The sequence below is a fragment of the Xanthomonas sp. AC360 genome (genome assembly GCF_979258225.1).
On record NZ_OZ409846.1, the window covers coordinates 4,362,123 to 4,382,809 of the forward strand.

Annotated in this window: 14 protein-coding genes, 2 other RNA genes and 1 pseudogene; 4 read left to right on the forward strand and 13 right to left on the reverse strand. The window is 63.7% G+C overall.

The genetic code is table 11. The annotated features are described in order from the left end of the window. Positions 1-329: 329 nt before the first annotated feature. Positions 330-1,007 carry a hypothetical protein gene (locus ACZZ0O_RS18670; protein ID WP_463591512.1) on the reverse strand — a complete coding sequence of 226 codons (678 nt, stop codon included), beginning with the start codon at positions 1,005-1,007 and terminating at the stop codon, positions 330-332. Between the two features lie 151 nt (positions 1,008-1,158). On the opposite strand from ACZZ0O_RS18670, the pseudogene ACZZ0O_RS18675 reads away from it, so the two are divergent. After that, positions 1,159-1,413, forward strand: a pseudogene (locus tag ACZZ0O_RS18675) (phage integrase N-terminal SAM-like domain-containing protein); the annotation flags it as partial. 219 nt (positions 1,414-1,632) lie between these two features. On the opposite strand, the gene secF reads toward ACZZ0O_RS18675, so the two are convergent. The 6 genes from secF to ACZZ0O_RS18705 all read right to left on the reverse strand — a co-directional run bounded on the left by secF (position 1,633) and on the right by ACZZ0O_RS18705 (position 9,066). Further along, the gene (gene secF / locus ACZZ0O_RS18680; protein ID WP_055851716.1) at positions 1,633-2,601 is read right to left on the reverse strand and encodes a protein translocase subunit SecF; all 969 of its coding nucleotides are present in this window, start codon (positions 2,599-2,601) and stop codon (positions 1,633-1,635) included. A gap of 114 nt (positions 2,602-2,715) precedes the next feature. Next, positions 2,716-4,560 carry a protein translocase subunit SecD gene (secD, locus tag ACZZ0O_RS18685; RefSeq protein ID WP_055851713.1) on the reverse strand — a complete coding sequence of 615 codons (1,845 nt, stop codon included), beginning with the start codon at positions 4,558-4,560 and terminating at the stop codon, positions 2,716-2,718. Between the two features lie 331 nt (positions 4,561-4,891). After that, positions 4,892-5,245, reverse strand: coding sequence for a preprotein translocase subunit YajC (gene yajC / locus ACZZ0O_RS18690; protein ID WP_055851709.1), 354 nt, complete (start codon positions 5,243-5,245; stop codon positions 4,892-4,894). Between the two features lie 134 nt (positions 5,246-5,379). Further along, positions 5,380-6,525, reverse strand: a complete 1,146-nt coding sequence (tgt, locus tag ACZZ0O_RS18695; protein WP_115513243.1) for a tRNA guanosine(34) transglycosylase Tgt — start codon at positions 6,523-6,525, stop codon at positions 5,380-5,382. Positions 6,526-6,605: 80 nt separating this feature from the next. Then, a complete protein-coding gene (gene queA / locus ACZZ0O_RS18700) occupies positions 6,606-7,676 on the reverse strand; it encodes a tRNA preQ1(34) S-adenosylmethionine ribosyltransferase-isomerase QueA (protein ID WP_463591513.1) in 1,071 nt (356 codons plus the stop codon). 916 nt (positions 7,677-8,592) lie between these two features. Further along, a complete protein-coding gene (locus ACZZ0O_RS18705) occupies positions 8,593-9,066 on the reverse strand; it encodes an Lrp/AsnC family transcriptional regulator (RefSeq protein WP_386261615.1) in 474 nt (157 codons plus the stop codon). 77 nt (positions 9,067-9,143) lie between these two features. Between ACZZ0O_RS18705 and ACZZ0O_RS18710 the strand changes: the two genes are divergently transcribed. After that, complete coding sequence (locus tag ACZZ0O_RS18710; RefSeq protein ID WP_463591514.1) at positions 9,144-10,640, forward strand: aminotransferase class III-fold pyridoxal phosphate-dependent enzyme; 1,497 nt, start codon at positions 9,144-9,146, stop codon at positions 10,638-10,640. Between the two features lie 354 nt (positions 10,641-10,994). On the opposite strand, the gene ACZZ0O_RS18715 is transcribed toward ACZZ0O_RS18710, so the two are convergent. From ACZZ0O_RS18715 to ACZZ0O_RS18735, 5 genes are all read right to left on the reverse strand, one after another. Beyond that, positions 10,995-11,702, reverse strand: coding sequence for a glycosyltransferase family 32 protein (locus ACZZ0O_RS18715; protein WP_055851694.1), 708 nt, complete (start codon positions 11,700-11,702; stop codon positions 10,995-10,997). 260 nt (positions 11,703-11,962) lie between these two features. Further along, a non-coding RNA gene (locus ACZZ0O_RS18720) (sX9 sRNA) lies at positions 11,963-12,038 on the reverse strand. A 339-nt stretch (positions 12,039-12,377) separates the two neighbouring features. Beyond that, positions 12,378-13,757: a purple acid phosphatase family protein gene (locus ACZZ0O_RS18725; protein ID WP_463591515.1), complete on the reverse strand. Its 1,380-nt coding sequence runs from the start codon at positions 13,755-13,757 to the stop codon at positions 12,378-12,380. Then, positions 13,754-14,872, reverse strand: coding sequence for a phytase (locus tag ACZZ0O_RS18730; protein WP_463591516.1), 1,119 nt, complete (start codon positions 14,870-14,872; stop codon positions 13,754-13,756). Before ACZZ0O_RS18730 ends, ACZZ0O_RS18725 begins: the two co-directional genes overlap by 4 nt. Further along, on the reverse strand, positions 14,872-17,433 hold the full coding sequence (locus ACZZ0O_RS18735; RefSeq protein ID WP_463591517.1) for a TonB-dependent receptor: 2,562 nt from the start codon (positions 17,431-17,433) through the stop codon (positions 14,872-14,874). Before ACZZ0O_RS18735 ends, ACZZ0O_RS18730 begins: the two co-directional genes overlap by 1 nt. 151 nt (positions 17,434-17,584) lie before the next feature. Here ACZZ0O_RS18735 and upp point away from each other — a divergent pair, with 151 nt between their 5' ends. Together upp and ACZZ0O_RS18745 are read left to right on the forward strand one after the other, a co-directional pair. Further along, complete coding sequence (gene upp, locus ACZZ0O_RS18740) at positions 17,585-18,217, forward strand: uracil phosphoribosyltransferase (RefSeq protein ID WP_104616614.1); 633 nt, start codon at positions 17,585-17,587, stop codon at positions 18,215-18,217. A 305-nt stretch (positions 18,218-18,522) separates the two neighbouring features. Then, positions 18,523-18,601, forward strand: a non-coding RNA gene (locus tag ACZZ0O_RS18745) — sX9 sRNA. A 64-nt stretch (positions 18,602-18,665) separates the two neighbouring features. Here the strand turns inward: ACZZ0O_RS18745 and ACZZ0O_RS18750 are convergent. Next, positions 18,666-20,390 (reverse strand): glycoside hydrolase family 9 protein, encoded by a 1,725-nt coding sequence (locus tag ACZZ0O_RS18750; protein WP_463592490.1) that lies wholly within the window; start codon positions 20,388-20,390, stop codon positions 18,666-18,668. Positions 20,391-20,687 lie beyond the last annotated feature (297 nt).

Here is a 20,687-nt window from a genome sequence, read left to right on the forward strand (position 1 = left end):
AAGTTCTAAGAACGCCCTCTGTTGTTGATTCTGAAACGAAGCCATCGCCTATATAAACGGCCGCATGCACATATGGCCCTGATGAGCCGTGCGAGATTATTTGCCACGGAATGTGCGGCACACCTCCGTAGCAGAAAAGCACATCGGCAATCTGTAGGTCAGCGTGACTGACACGCTCGGGCGTTTGACGATCAATCCGAATGCCAACATAGCGCCTGTCTAGGAGGCGCTTTAGGTAATCGAGTGGTTTGAGTAGGATTGGTCTTCCCATGTGAGCCCTAACGCTTGAATTAAGGCGAGTTGCGAAGCAACTTCGGCTTGAATAATTACTATGCCCCACCTGACATTTCGCTGATGTACTTCTTTGTCAGCAAGTGATTGTCAATCCAGTTGACGGTTAGACGAACTAATAGATAAAGGTCAGAAACATCCTTGTCTGTCCACTTGCGAATGTAGTGCGTCTCGTCATTACCTAGCCATGCGGCGCGTTTTGCACATTGCAGGACGTTCTGGTCTGAAATGTACGTGTCGATGCACTTTCCGAGTTGCATATTTTCTATTTTCTCGACTGAATCTGCGTGCTCAGACTTTGCAAAATCCTTGACCAAGAACTCTAGAGCTTTACGAAGACCAATGCCTACAAGTTGGTCCAGTCCATCTGCCTTGGCATTTTCAGCTTGCCCGTAGATCTCGCAGAATGTTGGCGAAACCTCTTTGATAGATGCAGGGAACTCACTTTGAATGGTGTTCCTTGGTGCGGTAAACCTCAGAGCGAAATCAGCGCCATGCATGGATTGGCGTCTATAAGTCGCCACGAATGGCCGCAGGCATCTGCGGCTAGTACACAGAAATGTCACATACGCTTCTGATTGATCTGCCGAAAGGTGCGGAGTAAGCAACTTCGGATGCACTGATGTATGGCACTGAGGGCAGCGATCAGGGGACGCATTGATCTTGAAGTACTGCGCCTGCCCATCAAGTGACTTTGCTTGAAGATCGATACTCATGGATCTCGCCTATGGGGCCTAACTACTATTGGACCGCCGAAATGCGGTGTTGCACGGAGTATCTTCGATCGCTGGCGCCTTGTGAATGGGAGAAGTCCTAGCCGCGATCAAGGGGTAGCACGATGGAGAGCGGCCTCGACCATGCAGGCGCTTGGAGTGTTATCCAGCAAGGACGCAGGCGTATGAAATACGCCCCCAAAAACAATGGCGTAACAGCACGTCCGCCGACGCGGTTGCTCGATCAGGTGCGCGACCGCTGCGGGTACGGCACTGCAGCCTGCACACCGAGCAGGCCTATCTGAGCTGGATACGGCGCTTCACCCTGACCAGCGGCAAGCGTTGTTTGGTGCAGATGGGCCAAGTGGAGGTTGAGGCGTTCCCCACCCGCCTGGCGACCAATGCACAGGTGTCTGCGGACACACAGAACCAGGCGTTGGCGGCGCTGGTGCTTCTCTCCCGCAAAGTATCGCGTATCAATCGGCATCACGTGTCCGACGAAATCCCTGGTGTTCAAGATCTTGAGTCGTGGTGTCACAGTGCACAACCGTGCAGTCACGACGTCCAACGCCAGAAACGAAAAAACCGCGCGATGCGCGGTTTTTTCGTCAGACCATTTGCCGATCAATCAAGGACGACGCGCCAGCGCCTCCACATCCTTGGCCTTGGGCAGCAGATCCTGCTTGGTCACCGCAAACGGCCCGATGCTCAGCATCGGCACCGCCACGATCACCGAGGAGATCACCACGATCACCGCACCGATCATGTGCGTCTCGGCCAGACCTTCCATCGATTCGCCGCCGTAGATGTACAGCGCCAATGCCGACAGGAAGAACATCACCGCGGTGATGATCGTGCGCGACAGCGTCTGGTTGATCGACCGGTTCAACACTTCCAGCGGTTCCACACGCAACCCGCGGAAGTTTTCGCGCACACGGTCGAACACCACGATGATGTCGTTGATCGCAAAGCCCATCACCGACAACAGACCGGCCAGCACGGTCAGATCGAACTCGCGACCGGTCAGCGACACGAAGGCCACCGTGACCAGCAAGTCGAACAACGCCGTCACGCTGGCCACCACCGCGAACTTCCACTCGAAGCGGAAGGCGATGTAGATCAAGAAGCCCACCAGCATGAACACCGTGGCGTACACGCCGTTCAAGGCCAGGTCCTTGCCGACCTGCGGGCCGACGAACTCGCCGGGCTGCACGGTGGCCGGATTCTGCTCGGTGCTGACCGCTTTGCGCACTTCTTCGGCAACGGTGCGCGCAGCATCGTCCCGGTTGTTGTGCTGCTCGCGCGCCTGCAGACGGATCATAACCTCGTTGCCGCCGCGGGCGTTTTGCACCTGTGCGTTTTCGAAGCCGGCCTTGGACAGCTGCTCGCGCACCTGGTCCACATCCACCGTTTTCTGGAAGCTGGTTTGCACCAGCGTGCCGCCGGTGAATTCCAGCGCGTAATTGAAGCCCTTGCCGACGATGATGCCGACCGAAGCGACCGCCAGGATCAGCATCAGGATCAGCACCGGCTTGCGCGGGCGCATGAAATCGATCTTGGTGTCGTTGGGAATGAGATGGAGCGGGAACAATTTCATGGAAAAGATCTTCCGTTTAGACGTTACGCACCCTCGGGATGCGCAACGCTTGCGAAGGGATTCATCCCTCGACCGCTACAGCTTGGCTGCAGGGGTCGAGGCCGGACTCGCATCTCAAATAGCGACGGTCTTCAGCTTCTTGCGGCTGCCGTAGATCAGCACCGCCAGCGCACGCGACACGGTGATCGCGGTGAACATCGAGGCGAAAATACCGATCATCATGGTCAGCGCGAAGCCCTTCAACGGGCCGGTGCCGAACGCATACAGGGCCACCGCCACGATCAAACCGGTGAGGTTGGCGTCCAGGATGGTGCCGCCGGCCTTTTCATAACCCGCGGCAATCGCCGACTTGGCCGGCACGCCCAGCCGCAATTCTTCGCGGATACGCTCGTTGATCAGCACGTTGGCGTCCACCGACAGACCGACCGACAGGGCAAGGCCAGCAAAACCCGGCAGCGTCATGGTGGCGCCGAACAGCGACATCACCGCCACCACGATCAGCAGATTGAACAGCAGCGCCACCGAGGTGATCGCGCCGAACACGCGGTAGTAGATGGTGAAGAACACCAGCGTGAACAGGAACGAGTACACCACCGCAGTGACGCCACGCTCCACGTTTTCCGCACCCAGACTCGGGCCGATCACGTATTCCTCGACAAAATCCATCGGCGCAGCCAGCGAGCCGGACTTCAGCAACTTGGCCAGGTTCTCCGCTTCCACCTTCTCCAGACCGGTGGTCTGGAAGTTCTTGCCGAACACGCCGGCGATGCGGGTCGGCGACAAGGCTTCTTCCTTGACCCGAACGCTGCGCACTTCCTTGCCGTCGACCATGGTCACGGTGGGGATGCGCTCGATATACACCACCGACATCAGCTTGCCGACGTTGGCGCTGGTGTAGTCGAGCATGCGCTGGCCAGCGACGTTGTTGAGCGTCACCGACACGGCGGGCATGCCGTTCTGGTCGTTGCTGACGCTGGCACTGACCATCTGGTCGCCGGTCACCAGCGCGCGCTTGTTGAGCAACACCGGCGCGCCGGTATCGCGCACGCGGTAGACCTTGGCTTCGGGCGGGATGCTGCCGCTGCGCACTGCGTCTTCGGCATTGCCGTCGACCACCGCGCGGAATTCCAGCGAAGCGGTGGCGCCGATCAGGCGCTTGGCCTCCGCGGTGTCCTGCAAACCGGGCAATTCGACCACGATGCGGTCTTCGCCCTGGCGCTGGATGGTCGGCTCGGACACGCCCAGCGCGTTGACGCGATTGCGCAAGGTGGTGAGGTTTTGCTCGATCGCGCCGCTGGCGATCTGCTTGAGTTCGGCCTCCGGCACCTTCACCGCGATGTTCTGGCCGCTGACGTCGTAGGTCAGCAACGGCTGCGCCTTGGCCAGCGCGGTGCGCGCCGCATCGGCGCTGGCGCCCTCGCCCAGGCTGATCTGGATGCTGTTGTCGCCGCGACGCTCGACCGCCCGATAGGCAATGCGGCCGTCACGCAAGGTGGTGCGGATGTCTTCGGCAAAGCCTTCGATCCGTTTTTCCACTGCAGCCTTCTGATCGACCTGCATGGCGAAGTGCACGCCGCCGACCAGGTCCAGGCCCAGCACCATCGGCTTGCCGCCCAGCTTGGCCAGCCACTCCGGCACGGTGGAGGCCAGATTCAGCGCCACCGTGTAGTTCTCGCCCAGCTGCTGACGCAGCACATCGTTGGCGCGGGTCTGCGCCTGCAACGAGGACAGGCGCACCATCAGGCTGTCGCCTTCCTTGGTGACGGCCTTGGGCGTGATGCCCGCGCCCTTGAGCTCGCCGTCGATGCGGCTGCGCAATGCGTCGTCGAGCTGTGCACCGCGGCTGGCGGTGATCTGCACGGACGGGTCTTTCTGATAGATGTTGGGCAGCGCGTACAACGCGCTGACCGCCAGCACCAGCAGGATCAGGAAATACTTCCAGCGAGGAAATTCGAGCATTGCGACAGTCCCGCACAGCACCATCCCGGCGCCGCGCCTAGCAGTGAGAACGACTTCAAGCGGCCAATACAACGTCGCGAGCGGTCATCCGGTGGATACGGGCAGTGCGCGGAGCGAAAACGCCAAGTGGCGCATTCCGACTCCGTGCACCGACTGCGCCCGCCTGACGGTGCGCGCAGCGGTGGTATTGCAGGCCTTCAATTGCAGCGACGTCTTGAGCAGCCCAACGCAGGCATCGGCAGCGCGACGACAGCGGAGTGTACGAGCGGCCCCTGGCGTTTTCGAGCACCGGCCGGCAGCGCCAGACGGTGCTCGATGCCGATAGCCCGACTCAGCTGGCGGACTTCAGCGTGCCCTTCGGCAGCACATGACCCACCGCGCTCTTCTGCACGCGGATGCGGACGTTGTCGGCCACTTCCACGGTGATGAAGTTGTCGCCGATGTCGGCAATCACGCCGGCGACGCCGCCGGAGGTGATGACTTCATCGCCGCGTGCCAGCTTGTCCAGCAGCGACTTGTGCTCCTTCTGACGCTTCATCTGCGGACGAATCATCAAAAAATACATGACCGCAATCAGGATGATCGGCAGCGCGAAGGTGGACAGGCTCCCCATCGGGCCGGCGGCCGGCGCGCCACCGGTGGCTTGCGCCTGGGCGACCGGGATCAGGAAATCGAGCAAATTCATTCAGTGCATCCTAGTTTGGTGCCAGCGCGCCCCCACGGGCCCACTCGCTATTCAGGTACCGCCAGAGCGGAACAGCCGGGAATTATGCCACGCGGGTTCCACCCCGTCCGCGCCAAGGGCACGGACGGCAGGGCTCAGCTGGTTTCCCCCGGCAACGGCGGCGTGGTGGCGCCGCGTGCCGCATAGAAGGACCGCCGGAACTGCACAAAGGTTCCCGCCGCGATCGCCGCACGCATGTCTGCCATCAGTTTTTCGTAGTACCAGAGGTTGTGCATGGTGCCCAGCATCGGGGCCAGCATCTCGTTGCAGCGGTCCAGGTGACGCAGGTAGGAGCGCGTGTAGCCGCTGCTGCAGGCATGGCAACCGCAGCCCGGCTCGATGGTGTCCAGGTCGCGTTCGTATTTGGCGTTGCGGATGCGTACCGTGCCGAACGAGGTGAAATAGTGGCCGTTGCGCGCGTTGCGGGTGGGCATGACGCAGTCGAACATGTCCACGCCGCGCGCCACGCCTTCCACCAGGTCTTCTGGCCGGCCCACGCCCATCAGGTAACGCGGGCGGTCGGCCGGCAGCTGCGGATGCAGGTGTTCGAGCATGGCGTTGCGCTCGTGCTCGGGCTCGCCCACCGCCAAACCGCCGATGGCGTAGCCATCGAAGCCGATGGCGTGCAGGCCCTCCAGCGAGCGGCTGCGCAGGTCCGGGTGCACCCCGCCCTGCACGATGCCGAACAGCGCCGCGTCGTTGCCCAACCCGTCATGCGCATCGCGCGAGCGCTGCGCCCAGCGCAGGCTCAGCTCCATCGAGCGCCGCGCGACCTCTTCGGTGGCCGGGTACGGCGTGCACTCGTCGAAGATCATCACGATGTCCGAATCGAGCACCTTCTGGATCTGCATGCTCTCTTCCGGACCCAGGAACACCCGCGCGCCATCGGTGGGCGAGGAAAAGGTCACGCCCTGCTCGGTGATCTTGCGACGGTGGGCCAGCGAGAACACCTGAAACCCGCCGGAATCGGTGAGGATCGGCCCATCCCAGCGCGCAAATCCGTGCAAGCCGCCGTGGTCGCCGATCACATCCAGACCCGGGCGCAGATACAGATGGAAGGTATTGCCCAGGATGATCTCCGCCCCAAGCGCGCGGATCTGCTCGGGCAGAATGCCCTTGACCGAGCCATAGGTGCCCACCGGCATGAACGCCGGGGTTTCCACCGTGCCGCGCGGAAAGGTCAGGCGGCCACGGCGCGCGTGGCCGTCGGTGGTCTGGAGCTGGAACTGAAGTCGGGACATTGAAAGGCCGGGAATGGGGAGTCGGGAATCGGGAATGGGAAGAGCGGTTGGCAGGTGGGTGATCGTTCGGCGGACGCGCCTTACGATTCCCCAATCCCGATTCCCCATTCCCTGCCCCACAACAACATCGCATCGCCGTAAGAAAAAAAGCGATAGCGCTGTGCGATGGCGTGCGCGTAGGCGGCGAAGATGCGCTCGCGGCCGGCGAAGGCGGAGACCATCATCAGCAACGTGCTTTCGGGCAGATGGAAGTTGGTGACCATCGCATCGACACTGCGGATGCGGTAGCCGGGCAGGATGAAGATCTGGGTTTCGCCGGCGAACGGCAGCAGTTCGCCATCGGGGGCGGCATCGGTGGTGCGCCAGGCGCTTTCCAGCGAGCGCACCACCGTGGTGCCCACGGCGATGACGCGGCCGCCACGGGCACGCGTGCGGCGCACCTGCTCCACCAGCGCGGCACCGACGTTGAGCCACTCTTTATGCATCACGTGCTGGTCGAGCGCATCCACCCGCACCGGCTGAAACGTGCCGGCGCCGACATGCAGCGTGACGTGGCCGAACTCGACCCCGCGCTCGCGCAAGCGCGCCAGCAGTTGCTCGTCGAAATGCAGGCCGGCGGTGGGCGCGGCGACCGCACCGACCTCGCGCGCGAATACGGTCTGGTAGCGCTCGCGATCTTCCAGCCCCGGCTCACGGCGGATGTAGGGCGGCAGCGGCAGGCGGCCGGCCTCGGGCAGCCACTGCTCCAGCGGCAACGGAATGTCGAAGCGCAGCAGATAAAACTCGCCATCGCGCCCCAACACTTCGGCCTGGCCACCCGCGTCGAGCGCGATCAGGCTGCCGGCCTTGGGCGACTTGCTCGCGCCGATCTGCACCCGCGCCTCGCGTTCGCCCAGCAGGCGCTCGATCAGGATTTCCACCCGCCCACCGCTGGCCTTCTGCCCGAACAGCCGTGCCGGAATGACGCGGGTGTCGTTGAAGATCAGTAAATCGCCCGGCTGCAGCAGCTCGGGAAGATCGCGCACCTGGCGGTCGCTGAAGTCTGCAGGCGCTTTGGGCACCACCAGCAAGCGGCTGGCCGCACGCTCGGCCAGCGGCGCCTGGGCGATCAGCTCGTCGGGGAGCGAATAGTTGAAATCGGACTTCTTCAAGGCGTGGCGGTGCAGCGGTTTGGGGGCACTAGTTTAGCGGGACATGCTGAGGCAGGTTTGGCAGCCTTTTCCTCCAAGCAAACAAGACCCGCGGAGGTCGCGGAGGTAGCAGATCCTTCTCCCGTCGGGAGAAGGTGGCGCGCAGCGTCGGATGAGGGTGCGAGCGAAGCCTGATGCGCTCAAATAGTGCAGAGGCTTCGCTCCGCACCCTCACCCCAACCCCTCTCCCGGGGGAGAGGGGCTTGAGCGGCAGCTCGACTGCTTGTCCTTCTCCCGCCGGGCGGGAGAAGGTGGCGCGCAGCGCCGGATGAGGGTGCGAGCGAAGCCTCATGGAGTTGAAATGCCACATGGGCTTCGCCCCGTACCCTCACCCCAACCCCTCTCCCGAGGGGAGAGGGGCTTGAGCGGCAGCTCGACTGCTTGTCCTTCTCCCGCCGGGCGGGAGAAGGTGGCGCGCAGCGCCGGATGAGGGTACGAGCGAAGCCTCATGGAGTTGAAATGCCACATGGGCTTCGCCCCGCCCTCACCCCGACCCCTCTCCCGAGGGGAGAGGGGCTTGAGCGGCAGCTCGACTGCTTGTCCTTCTCCCGCTGGGCGGGAGAAGGTGGCGCGCAGCGCCGGATGAGGGTACGAGCGAAGCCTCATGGAGTTGAAATGCCACATGGGCTTCGCCCCGCCCTCACCCCAACCCCTCTCCCGGGGGGAGAGGGGCTTGCTAGCTCGCGAATCATGACTCTCAGGATTCCCGATTCCCGATTCCTCGCCCTTCACCGCTCCAACTTCATCGACAGCCTCGGCTTGGGCGGCCGGGAGTGCAGACTCCGGATTGGGGATTCATAAGAGCAGGATCCGCAGGCCGGAACGCGGACGACACAAGCCAGCCCGCTTTTGCGATTCCCGATTCCCGATTCCCCATTCACCGCTCGAACTTGGTCGACAGAATGATTGAGGTCGTGGTGCGCTCCACCCCGTCGATCGCGCCGATCGCGTCGGTAAGCACGTCCATCTCGTTGACGCCGCCGACCACACCCAGCGCAATCAGGTCGTAGGCGCCGCTGACCGAGTGCAGCAGGCGCACCTCGGCGATGTCGCGCAAGGCCTTGACCACGGCCGGCATCTTCTTGGGCAGCACGGTGATCAGGATGTGCGCGCGGATGCGGCCCTGTTCGTAGTCGTCGTGGGTGCGCACGGTGTAACCGCTGATCACGCCATCGCGTTCGAGTTTTTCGATGCGGCTTTGCACCGTGGTGCGCGACAAGCCGAGCCGGCGCGCGATCTGTGCAGTGGACGCACGCGCGTCCTCGCGTAGCAGCGACAACAGGCGTTCGTCGGACGGGGTGATCTTCACAATGCGCATCCGGTTCGGCGAATCGACGAAAATACCGTACATCACGCCTAAATTCACGCTGCCAAACGCCGATCGTCTGCCGATAATAGGAAGGACAACGTCAATGCAGGAGATGCGCCATGTCCGTCCTCGCCCCGCTCGCCCCGCTGCGTGCCCACGCCGGCCGCCGCCTGACCGATGGCCTGGACGATGCCGCCATCGTGCGTCTGGCCGCCAACCATCCGGATCTGGCCCACGCCATCGACGCCGCTGCCGCCGAATACGCGCAGGTGCGCGATGACGCTGCCGACCTGCTCGATCTGGACGAAAGCGACCAGATCGCCGCCGTGCAGGACGGCTTCATCAACTTCTACGCCGACGATGCGGTGACGCCCTACGTGGCGCTGGCTGCGCGCGGGCCGTGGGTAATCACGCTCAAGGGCGCGGTGCTCTACGACGCCGGCGGCTACGGCATGCTGGGCTTCGGCCACACCCCGGAGCCGGTGCTGGAGGCGATGGCGCGCCCGCAGGTGATGGCCAATGTGATGACCCCCAGCCTGGCACAGCGCCGGCTGGACCGCGCCCTGCGCGCGGAGATCGGTCACACCCGCGGCGGCTGCCCGTTCGCACGTTTCATGTGTCTCAACTCCGGCTCAGAAGCAGTGGGCCTGGCCGCGCGCATCGTCGATACCAACGCCAAGCTGCACACCGACCCGGGCGCGCGGCATGCCGGGGCCACCATCAAGCGCCTGGTGGTCAAGGGCAGCTTCCATGGCCGCACCGACCGACCGGGGCTGTATTCGGATTCCAGCCGCAAGACCTACAACAAGTATCTGGCCAGCTACCGCGACGAAGATTCGGTGATTGCGATCGCGCCCTATGACGTGGCCGCCCTGGAGCGCGCCTTCGACGAGGCGCTGCGCAACCACTGGTTTATCGAAGCGGTGTTCCTGGAACCGGTGATGGGCGAAGGCGACCCGGGGCGTGCCCTGCCGGCCGAGTTCTACGCCGCCGCACGCGCGCTCACCCGCTCGCACGGCAGCCTGCTGCTGGTGGATTCCATCCAGGCCGGCCTGCGTGCGCATGGCGTGCTGTCGGTGGTGGACTACCCCGGCTTCGAGCAGCTCGACCCGCCGGATCTGGAAACCTATTCCAAGGCGCTCAATGCCGCGCAGTACCCGTTGTCGGTGCTGGCGGTGACCGAGCACGCCGCGCAGGTGTATCGCAAGGGCACCTACGGCAACACCATGACCACCAACCCGCGCGCGCTCGATGTGGCCTGCGCCACGCTGGCGTTGTTCACGCCCGCAGTGCGCGACAACATCCGCACCCGCGGCGCACAGGCCATTGCCAAGCTGCAGGCGCTGCAGTCCGAACTGGGCGGCCTGATCACCAAGGTGCAAGGCACCGGGCTGCTGTTTTCCTGCGAACTGGCGCCGCAGTTCAAGTGCTATGGAGCTGGCTCCACCGAAGAGTGGCTGCGCCATCGCGGTGTCAATGTGATCCACGGCGGCGAGAACTCGCTGCGCTTCACGCCGCACTTTGCGATGGACGAAGACGAACTGGATCTGCTGGTCGGCCTGATCGCACGCGCATTGAAGGAAGGCCCGCGCCAGGTGCAGGCCGAGGCCGCCTGATCCGCGCCGGGCGATGCATCGGCTGCGCAGTTGCAGCCGGTGCATCGCCCGCTTGGCTGTTGGAGTTGCCACCTGCGCCGCGTTGTTTGCTTTGGCGTCTTGGTCGGCACCGGCGGTCGTTGCGCAAGGCATCGACCGCGTTCAAGCAGACGCCAGGCTGTTGCCAAGCCCGCCTCTCACCTCGCCCATCGCCCCTCGCACAACAACTGCAAGGCGCAATGCGAAGCCAATCTGGCGTGCAAGCTTTCGCTTGCGTGAATCGCCAGCAACGTGCTTCGCGAATCGGCTAAACACTGTCGACCTGCGCCGCCTTGGCTCAGGTCGATGGCCGTGTCGCAACAACCAAAGCACTCATCAGATCGGCACAGCGCTCAACTTGCGGCGCAGATAATTGGTCACGGCACGGTGTGGCGATTTGCCGCGCCACGACGCCCAGCACAAGTGCGAGCCAACGGCGATCTGGCCGCCACGATGGCCAAGCCCGAACCAGGTGCGATCCGGATGGAAGGCGTTGCGCGGCGGGAACACGATGCCGGCAAACTGCCCGGCATGCGCGTTGTAGAAGCGGGTGAGCCCGCGCGGGCCGGAGATCATTGGAATCTCGCGGTGGTCTTCCAGCGTTTCCGGCGCATGCACATTGAAAATGTGCTCGATGAACGCGCCCCAGAACGGATGCCCCGCTTCGGAGCCGAAGACGGCGTTACCGATCTTGAAGTCGTCGTTGTCGGGCGTGCCTTCTTCAATGGGCAGCACGCATTGCTGCGACAGCACCTCCGCACCGAGTGGACGCAGCAGCTTGTAGTCGGTGTCGAAGTAGAAACCGCCGTGCGCATGCATGTACGCACAGCGCGCGATGTCCGCTTTCATCACACCAAAACGGATGCGCTCGTAGCGCTGGGCAAACTCGGGAAACGCACGTCGCATCAATTCAGAGTTATCGGCATCGTCCCAGACGTGACAGGTCCATCCGGGCAACAAACGCTGCAAACGATCGCAAACCCGGCGCTCCTCCCACAGCAAGTGCTTGGTGGGTGCGGTCAGGTGAATCAATTGGGGAATCATGGGGGGGGCGACTCGGTGGGCTGGGGGAGCCAGAGCCGTCACCGCAGCACCGCATCGAATCGGCTACTCGGTTGGCGGCTCAGCTGCGCCAACCGTAGTCGCACTAATGATGTGATGTAATTCACATTACCTGATGATCAATCGCATTTCTCATCGATAGAATCGATGCATCCGCGAAGTTTTGAAACGACGCATAAACTTCATCGAATGCCCGATGAAACCTTCGCCGTTTTGTCATATTTAGAGCGACCAATAAGAGCAGCTAACAAAACGTAGCGAGCAGTCGTTAGGTGGGTGTGGACGGCGCGGAGGAACCGGAGTGTACGGGTGGTACATGAGGATTCCGAGCACCGGCCGCGCCCGCCTGGCGGCTGCACAGTAGTTTTGTTAGCTGCTCTAAAACGCAACGCGCAGTTATCAGATGCGCACGGATGGCGCGCTCTGATGCAGAGTATGCGCGTGGTATAGGCCACATCAAGCACCGACCGCGCCCGCCTGCGGTGAACGCGGTGGTGGTGTTAGCCGCTCGACCTCGCAGCAGTCGCGCTCAGCTGGATATGTAGAGCGCCGCTGCGCTGTGCGGGCGCTTTACGCGCTAGTGCATACGTCGCCATCTTCGAGATGGCGTCACCGCCATGGGGCACACGCTCGCTCACGCTTACGCGCCTGCTCAACTCACTCCCAGCACCGATCCGCGCGTCCCTTGAGCGTGGCGTTGCGCGGGCAATCGCGCGGTGCGATGCGCCCTTGCTCGTGCTCGACAAGCCGCTTGCCACCACTTGCGTCGCGCTGCAGTTCGAACGCGTCGTACAGCCGCCCGGTAGCAGTGCGCGATTCGTAGACCAACTGCTGGTTGTCGATGCGTAGCACCTGATACAGCTGGGTGTCTTCGCCCACCGGGCGCATGGTCTTGCGCGCCATGTCCGAGAGCCGGTACTGCTTGGGCCCGGCGACCGACACCACAAAGACCGGCGTGGCCTGCCCGGCCTGATCGCCGCGCCGGCCGTACGTGTGGTCATGTCCTTGCAGCACCAGATCCACCTTGTGCCGGCGGATCACCGGCAAGACCTGCTCGACCAGCTTTTCGTTCTCGCGATCGGCGCGCGGCGAAAAGAACGGCTGATGGATCAGCACGATCGACCACGGGTGCGGATTGTCGGCCAGCACCTTGTCCAACCATTGCGCCTGCGCCGGCCCTGTGCCCAGGTCCAGCACCGAGGTGCCATCGAGCACGGCGATGCGCACGCCCTGGTAGTCGAACCAATAGCTGGTGCGCGCAGTGGCCGACGGCCCGTTACGCGGCAGCGCGAAGGTTACCGGCCAATGGCTGCCCAGGGTGCGGGTGGCCTGCGGGGTCTCATCGCCCTCTTCGTGGTACTCGTGATTGCCCGGTGCAGGCGCCACTGCGGTGCCTTCCAGCAACCAGCGCCCGGCTTCGAACCATTCGGCCCATTCGTTGTCGTCCTGGCCGTCCTTGCCGCTGACCAGATCGCCGGCAAACAGCGCCAGCCGGGCATCCGGCGCCGAGCGCCAGGCCTGGCGGATCACCCGCGAGACCAGGCTGAGATTCTTGTTCTGGGTATCGCCGAAATACAGCAACGTCAGCGGTGTCTGCGCCGTGGCCGCGGTGCGGAAGTGATTCCACGCGCCCCAGGTGCCATGGCCCTGCACGCGGTAGGCGTACAGCGTATCGGGCTTGAGGCCGTCGATGTCGGCGCGATGATGGTGCGAGCTGCCATTTTCGCTGCTCAGCGTGGCGGTGCTGGCACGCAGACGCCGCGGTGTGCCGACGTCGGGCGAATCGCCGGCAATCACCAGCTCCAGCCACGGCTGATCGACGCTGGCATCGGTGCGCCAGGCCACCGCGAAGCCGGTCGCCGCGTCCTGTGCGGGCGTGGCGACGATGCGGTCCGGGAAGCCATCGGCCACGTAGTGGGTCGACCCGGCCGGCACCTGCGTATTCGGCTCGGCGGTGCGCTCGCCAGCCAGCGCGTGGCTGGCGGCAAGCGCGATCAACGACAGCGCTGCGTAGCACGCGGTACGCGCAGCGCTCATGGTGCGCAGTCCTTCAGGCGCAGGGTGCGTGCGATGTCCCGCCAATCGAATGCGGCCACCGCCTGGTCGTCGTGCAGCGCGTAGAACACGCCGCCTGGGAAGCGCGCATCGCCGCGTTGATCCAGCCACACGCCATCGGTATTGGCGGTCACACGACCAGCGAAGGCGCCCACATGCGCCAGCGTCTTGCGATCGAACACCTGGAACACACTGCGATCCTTGAATTGATCGGTGGCGATCCAGTAGCCGCTGCCATCGGCGCACTGCAGCAAGGTCAACCCCTCGGCCTGCGCCTTGAACAGCCCGGCGCCCACGTCGCGCCCGCGATAGCGCCCGTCCATGCCGTACTCGCGCAACTGGGTGCCCACCGCCACATCTTCTTCGGCAATCAGTAGCCGCGCATTGGCCTCATCGCCGAATACCGACTCGGCGATGCGCACCGCACCGGCTTCGGTGGTGTCGCCAAAACTCTGCGTCAGCCGTGACTGCCAGCCCTGCCCTGCCGCATTCAACTGATAACGACGGAAGCGTTGGCCCAGCTCGGCCAGAGGCGGCGGTTGGTCCTTGTTGGCCGGCGACATGTAGTTATCGCTGACCACCACCTCGTAGCCGCCGTCATGCTTGCGCACCCACAATCCGTAAGGCTCGCGCAAGTCGTCCTGGCCGAACGCGGTCAGCGGCTTGAACTCCGGCAGCGAAAACACCTGCACGCGGCGATTGTCGCGCTCGACCACGAATACCAGATCATCGACCACCGAAATCCCGTTGGGCCGATCCAGCTTGCCCAGCGCCTTGCCCTTGCCGCCGACCACGCGCAGCCGCTTGCCGCTGTCGCCATCGAATACCACCAGCGCATGCGTGGCCTTGGACGTGGCGATCACCCAGCGGCGGCCATCGGGCGCGATCCAGCTGGCCGGCGAATCCAGATTGTCGGACGGCGTCAATGCAGTGATGAAGGCTTCCGGTACCACTTCATGCGCCACCTTCGCTTCGCTGAGCATGGGATCGGTGAGCAGCGCTTCGTCGGCTTCGCGGTCGACCGGCGTGGTCGCGCAGCCTGCCAACAGCAACGCGCTCGCGAGCAGCGTGGAATGCAGCAATACGCCGGTCCGCATCACAGCGCCACCTTCAGGCCCAGCGCATAGGTGCGGCCGTACTCTTCGTTCTGCAGCGTGCGCGAGGGCACGCCCTGATACAGCTCTAATGGCTCATCCAGCAGGTTCTGCGCTTCCAGATACAGGCTGACGTGGCTGTTGAACTGATAACTCATGCTGACATCCAGCTGGGTGTGCGGGGCGACATAGATATCGTACGCGCGGCTCTGGCCGATGGTGTCCAGATATTCGCTGCGATACACCGCCGCCACACGTGCGCTGAAGCCGTATTTTTCGTAACCCAGATGGCCGCTGTAGATGCGCTTGGACGAGCGCGGCAGCATGAAATCGTCGCCGGCGCGATTGCTCAGGCCCGGGTCGAAGTCGCTGTCCAGGGCGGTGGCGCTGGCACCGACCAACACGCCGTTCCAGCCTTCGGGCAGGAAGTCCAGCGTCTGCTGCCAATTGAACTCGGCGCCGCGCACCTTGGCGGTGTCGCCATTGATCGAGCGCGTCACCTGCAGGCCAGGAAATTCGGCATCGGTGGTGCTGAGGGTCTGCACGATGTAATCGTCGATCGACTTGTTGAACACGCCCAGCGACACCAGCCCGGTGCTGCCGATGTATTTTTCGAACGACAGATCCAGGTTGGTGGAGCGATACGGGTTGAGGTCGGGGTTACCGATGCTCACTTCGTCATCGCCGCGGTTGATGCTCACGCGTGGCGACACATCGCCGAACGACGGGCGCGACAAGGTCTTGTTGGCTGCAAACCGCAACACCCAATCGTTGCCGCTGTCGTAACGCAGATGCAGGCCCGGCAACACATTGGTGTAGCTGCTGGAGGCTTGGCGCGGCGTTACCGTGGCGGTGCGGCCGTTTTCGGCAACGTCCACCTGGTTGCCGGTGGCGTTGAACTGGGTGTTCTCCACGCGGACGCCGGCAATCATGCGCAACGCGCCGATATCCCAGGTGCCCATCGCATACGTGGCGAACACGTCTTCGCTTGCGGTGTAATCGTCCTGCAGAGAGGTCTGCACATTGCCGCCCACCTCCTGCGGACGTGCGCTGTACAGACCACCCGACGCACGCCAGTAGCGGCGCATGCCGTCCGAACCGATGCTTTCGCCCAAGGTGCCGCCACGGTGCTCCGGTGCGGCGGTGGTCCAGCTGCTCAGATCGATCGCCGGGCCACGCCGCAGCTCCTGTTCGTTGACGTCCACATCGCGCTCGCGCCAGCGACCCAGCACCCCCATCTTCAGGCTGGAATGTTCGCCGTCGAAGCGCACATTGACCTGCGCGCTGTGCTCGCTGTCGTCCACCGTCTTGGGTGACAGCACGAAGCGGTCGAACACGAAGTCCTGGTTGCTCTGCCATCCGTTATCGGAAAAACCCAGCCGCGGGATGCCACTGCGCTGATCCACGGTGGCCGACAGGTCGTCGCCGTCGTAGTCGAAGCGCGCCTCCATCTCATCGTTCACCCGCTCGGTGGTCTTGGTGTAGCCCACCTTGTAGTCGAGCGTGGCGCTGCTCAGGCGGTTTTCGCCGCCGAAACTGATCGCCGTGTTGTCTTCCTTCTTGGTGCGGTAGCGCACGCGCTTGGCAATGCTGTCTGCCGGCAGATCGGCCACGTTGTAGGTGCCATCGCCGTTGGCGCTTACCTGCCCATCGGCCAGGCCAAAGATGGTGCGCTGGCGCGTTTCGGCATCGTCGAAACGGCTGTACAGCGAGCGCAGGTAGTAGCGGTTGTCGGCATCCGGGCGCCAATCCAGATTGAGGTTGGCGCCCATGCGGGTGCGCTCGATGAAGTACTTGCGGCGCTGCACTTCGCCAGCAAACAGGTCGTCGGCAGCGCCACCGGCGAAGGCGTCATACGCCACTTCGGTGTTGTCGGATTCGAACTCGCGGTCCTGATAGTTCACACCCACCGCCACACCGAAGGTGCCGTTGTAGATGTCGCTGTAATTGAACGCGCCCTTGGGGCTGGTCTTGCCCGACAGCGACTGATGGCTGCCTTCGATCGAACCGCGCAGGGTGCGCCCGTCGCGATCGAACGCAGAGGTGGATTCCACCTGGATCGCGCCGCCGATCGAATCGCCCGGCATGTCCGGCGTGGGCGACTTCACCACCTTCAAGCGCTCGGTGGAATCGGACGGAATCACGTCCAGCGGTGCCGAGCGCGTGCCGTCTTCGGGCGTGCCCATGCTCATGCCGTCGATGGTCACGCTGTTGAGCGACGAATCCAGCCCGCGGATCACCACAAAACGCCCCTCGCCCTGATCGCGGGTGACGCTGACGCCGGGCAGGCGCTGCAAGGATTCTGCAACATTCTTGTCGGGGTAACGGCCCATCGCATCGGAGGCCACCGCATCCTGGATCGCATCGGACGCGCGCTTGAGATCGACTGCGCGCTCCTGCGCTTCCAGCTGCGGGCGCACTTCCAGCCGCTCCAGATCGATGGCTGCCGCACCGCTGGCTGCACCGGAGGCAGCAGCAGCCTCTGCCGCCTGTGCCTGCGGGCCCCAGCCGGCGGTTGCCAGCGTCAGCGTGATCGCCAGGCAGAGCGGAGTCTTGTTCAACACGAGTGCTTCCCCAATCGGTTAAGAATGGGTGCACACACTATGTCTGCGACGTTTCACCGACATGACATGTGCAAGCGCGATCACACCCAATGTGTGGCAGCGCCACGCATGGCTGCGGCACACTGTGCGCCTCTCCCGTCTGTCGCTGCCCATGAAAATCGTCGAAGTCCGCCACCCTCTCGTCCAGCACAAAATCGGCCTGCTGCGCGATGCCGCTTTGAGCACCAAGGGCTTTCGTGAACTCGTGACCGAACTCGGCACCCTGCTGGCCTACGAGGCCACGGCCAATCTGGACACCGAATCGCATGTGCAGCAGGGCTGGGCCGGCCCGGTCAATGTGCAGCGCATCGCTGGCGCCAAGATCACCCTGGTGCCGATCCTGCGTGCCGGCCTTGGCATGCTGCCAGGCGTGCTGGCACTGATCCCCGCTGCGCGCGTCAGTGTGGTCGGCCTGCAACGCGATGAAGAAACCCTGCAACCGGTGCCCTACTTCGAACGCCTGACCGGCCGCCTGGAAGAACGCGACGCGCTGATCCTGGACCCCATGCTGGCCACCGGCGGCACCTTGATCGCCACCATCGACATGCTCAAGCGCGCTGGCGCCCGCCGCATCAAGGGCATCTTCCTGGTCGCCGCGCCGGAAGGTCTGAAAGCGCTGGAAGCCGTGCACCCGGACGTGGAGGTCTACACCGCCGCCATCGACGACCACCTCAATGAAAAGGGCTACATCCTGCCCGGCCTGGGCGATGCGGGCGACCGAATTTTCGGGACGCGGGTGGAGTGAGTCGCAGCGGGAGCCTCAGGATCGACCGAGTCTGAAATGGAACGACGAGTCACTCGCTCGGGTGACTGATTGGTCAAAGACCAGCTTGGCAAGCCCCTCTCCCATTGGGAGAGGGGTTGGGGTGAGGGTACGGCATGCCAGTATTCTTGCCGACGCCGTACCCTCATCCGGCGCTACGCGCCACCTTCTCCCGATGGGAGAAGGGACAGCCCCCCCCTGCGCACGCGCATGAGATAGCAACTAAGAGCAGCTAACAAAACGACTGTGCAGCCGCCAGACGGGCACGGCCGGTGCTTGGAATCGGCATGTGCCCATCTCGTACACTCCGGGTCTGAGCGCGCCGCCCGCACCCACCTGACGACTGCTCGCTACGTTTTATCAGCCGCTCTAAATACAGTGATAGAGCTGCGGCCTGATCGTGCAGCTTGCTAGAAACCTCAGGCATCCATTAGCGCGTCGAGGCCTCGATGGCCGCACTCACATACACCAGCGGCGCATTCCAGTTGATGGCGACTTCATTGCTCGCGTAACTGCAGGTGTTATCCAGATACGACAGCGCCGGCAACGTGGACGGATAAGGCACCTTGCAGTCCTTGGCGTCCTGCTGGCCCGGCTGCGGGCCGCCGGCCAACCAACCCGGCACCGGCGCGTCGATGCCGTCGGCCTCCGAGGGGCGATGATGGATATGCATCGGCGTGCGCTGGCCTACCCCGGTGACGAACGACAACCCCAGCGGATTGCGCCCCAGGATGTAATCCAGATGCGATTGCGCGGCATCCAGCGTCGTCCGTTGTTTGGTCAGGCGATAGCCCTGCAACAGCATCATCGCGCGGTTGAGTACGGCGGAATTACTGCCCCACACGAAATCCTTGTCGGTCATGGCCAGGCGCCACGGCGATGCCTGCCATTGATCGGTCAACCGCTGCGCCAGACCGGTGATCTCACCCGTGATGCGCGCACGATCCGCATGCGCGGTCAGCGTGTCGCGGTGCGCTGCCAGCGACATCCAGGCCAACCCGCCTACATTGCTCCAGCCCGGAACGCTGGCCGGCACATTGCGCGCCAGCATGGCATCGTAGAAACCATCCTCGCGGGTGGTGACATACAACTCCGCCGCCGCCCACGCGAATTCGTCGTCGACCTGCGCATCGTCATAACCTCCGGTCCGCACGTCGTCCGGCTGGCGATAGATCACATCCGGATGCTGCTGCGCCCACGCCCAGGCATCACGCGCCGCCTTCAACATGCGCGCCGACACACCCGGATACTGCTTTTCGAACGGCGCATACACACGGCTGGCCGCTGCCATCACCGCTGCAAAATCCAGCGTGGCCGCCGTAGCCTTCATCACCACGTAGCGTTGCTGCCTAGCCTGATCGGGCATTACCAGACCGTCGAACTGCTTGTCGGTGAGCTTGTGGTACACGCCACCATCGGCCGGGTCCTGCATGGCCAGCATCCATTCCAGATTCCACCAGGTTTCCTGCAGGATGCCGGGTACGCCGGGCGCGTCGTTGGGGATGGTCAGGGCCTGCGCCTTGAACAGCGCCGGGTAATGCTCGTAGGCCGCCAGCAAGGTGTAGGTACTGATACCGGAGTTGACGATGTACTTGTTGTAGTCGCCGGCGTCGTACCAACCCTTGGGTGCACTGATCACGCTATCGGCCGGACGCGTGGCCGATGCCGCCGATGGATGGATGCGCACCTGCGTGTCCGGATGCCCGGACGCACGCGCATAGCGCCCGGCGAACTGCGCCGGCAACGCGGTGCTGGCGCGATTGAAATAAAACGCCTTCAGCGAGGCATCGACCACCGGCTGATACGCATGCGCGTTGATCGGAAATGCATCCGAGGTCGGCAACCCATCGATCTTCAACCGGTAGGTTCCCGGCGCACGCACGCTGGAGAAATCCGCCAGCCGCGCCTGCTGCCCGGCCGGCGACCACAGCGCTGGCGGTTGCAACGTGCCTTTCAGCACCGTGCGGCCCTGCGCATCTTCGACCGTGAAACGGTCCGCCCCCGGCGCCGCGCCCTGCGGCAACCCGACCACCGCCAACTTGGCCGAGCCCGGCAGATAACCGAGTTGATTGACGTGGATCGAACCGCCGGTCTTTTCCGTAGCGGTCTGTGCCGAACAGGCAGTGGGGGAAAGCAGGACGGCGGCCGTGATCATCAGCAGATTGAGATTGTTCATCGCCCAATGGTGGCCGGATGTCGGTGCTGCCACAAGCCCGGGCGAGCGCGCGCGATGCGGACAGCTGCACAGATCTTGCGACGCACCGACATCGCCGGCGTGTCGTCGCTCCAGAGCACGGATCGCCAACATAGCCGGATGACAGCAATCGCGACTGCGCGCTGACACTCTCGCGATTCACCCGAATTTTCTGCTGCCTGCATCGCAGTCTGTCGGCGTTCGCACCCAGTTGGCGTAGCGGAAAAACAACTGCGCGGCGTCCCATGCGAATTTCAA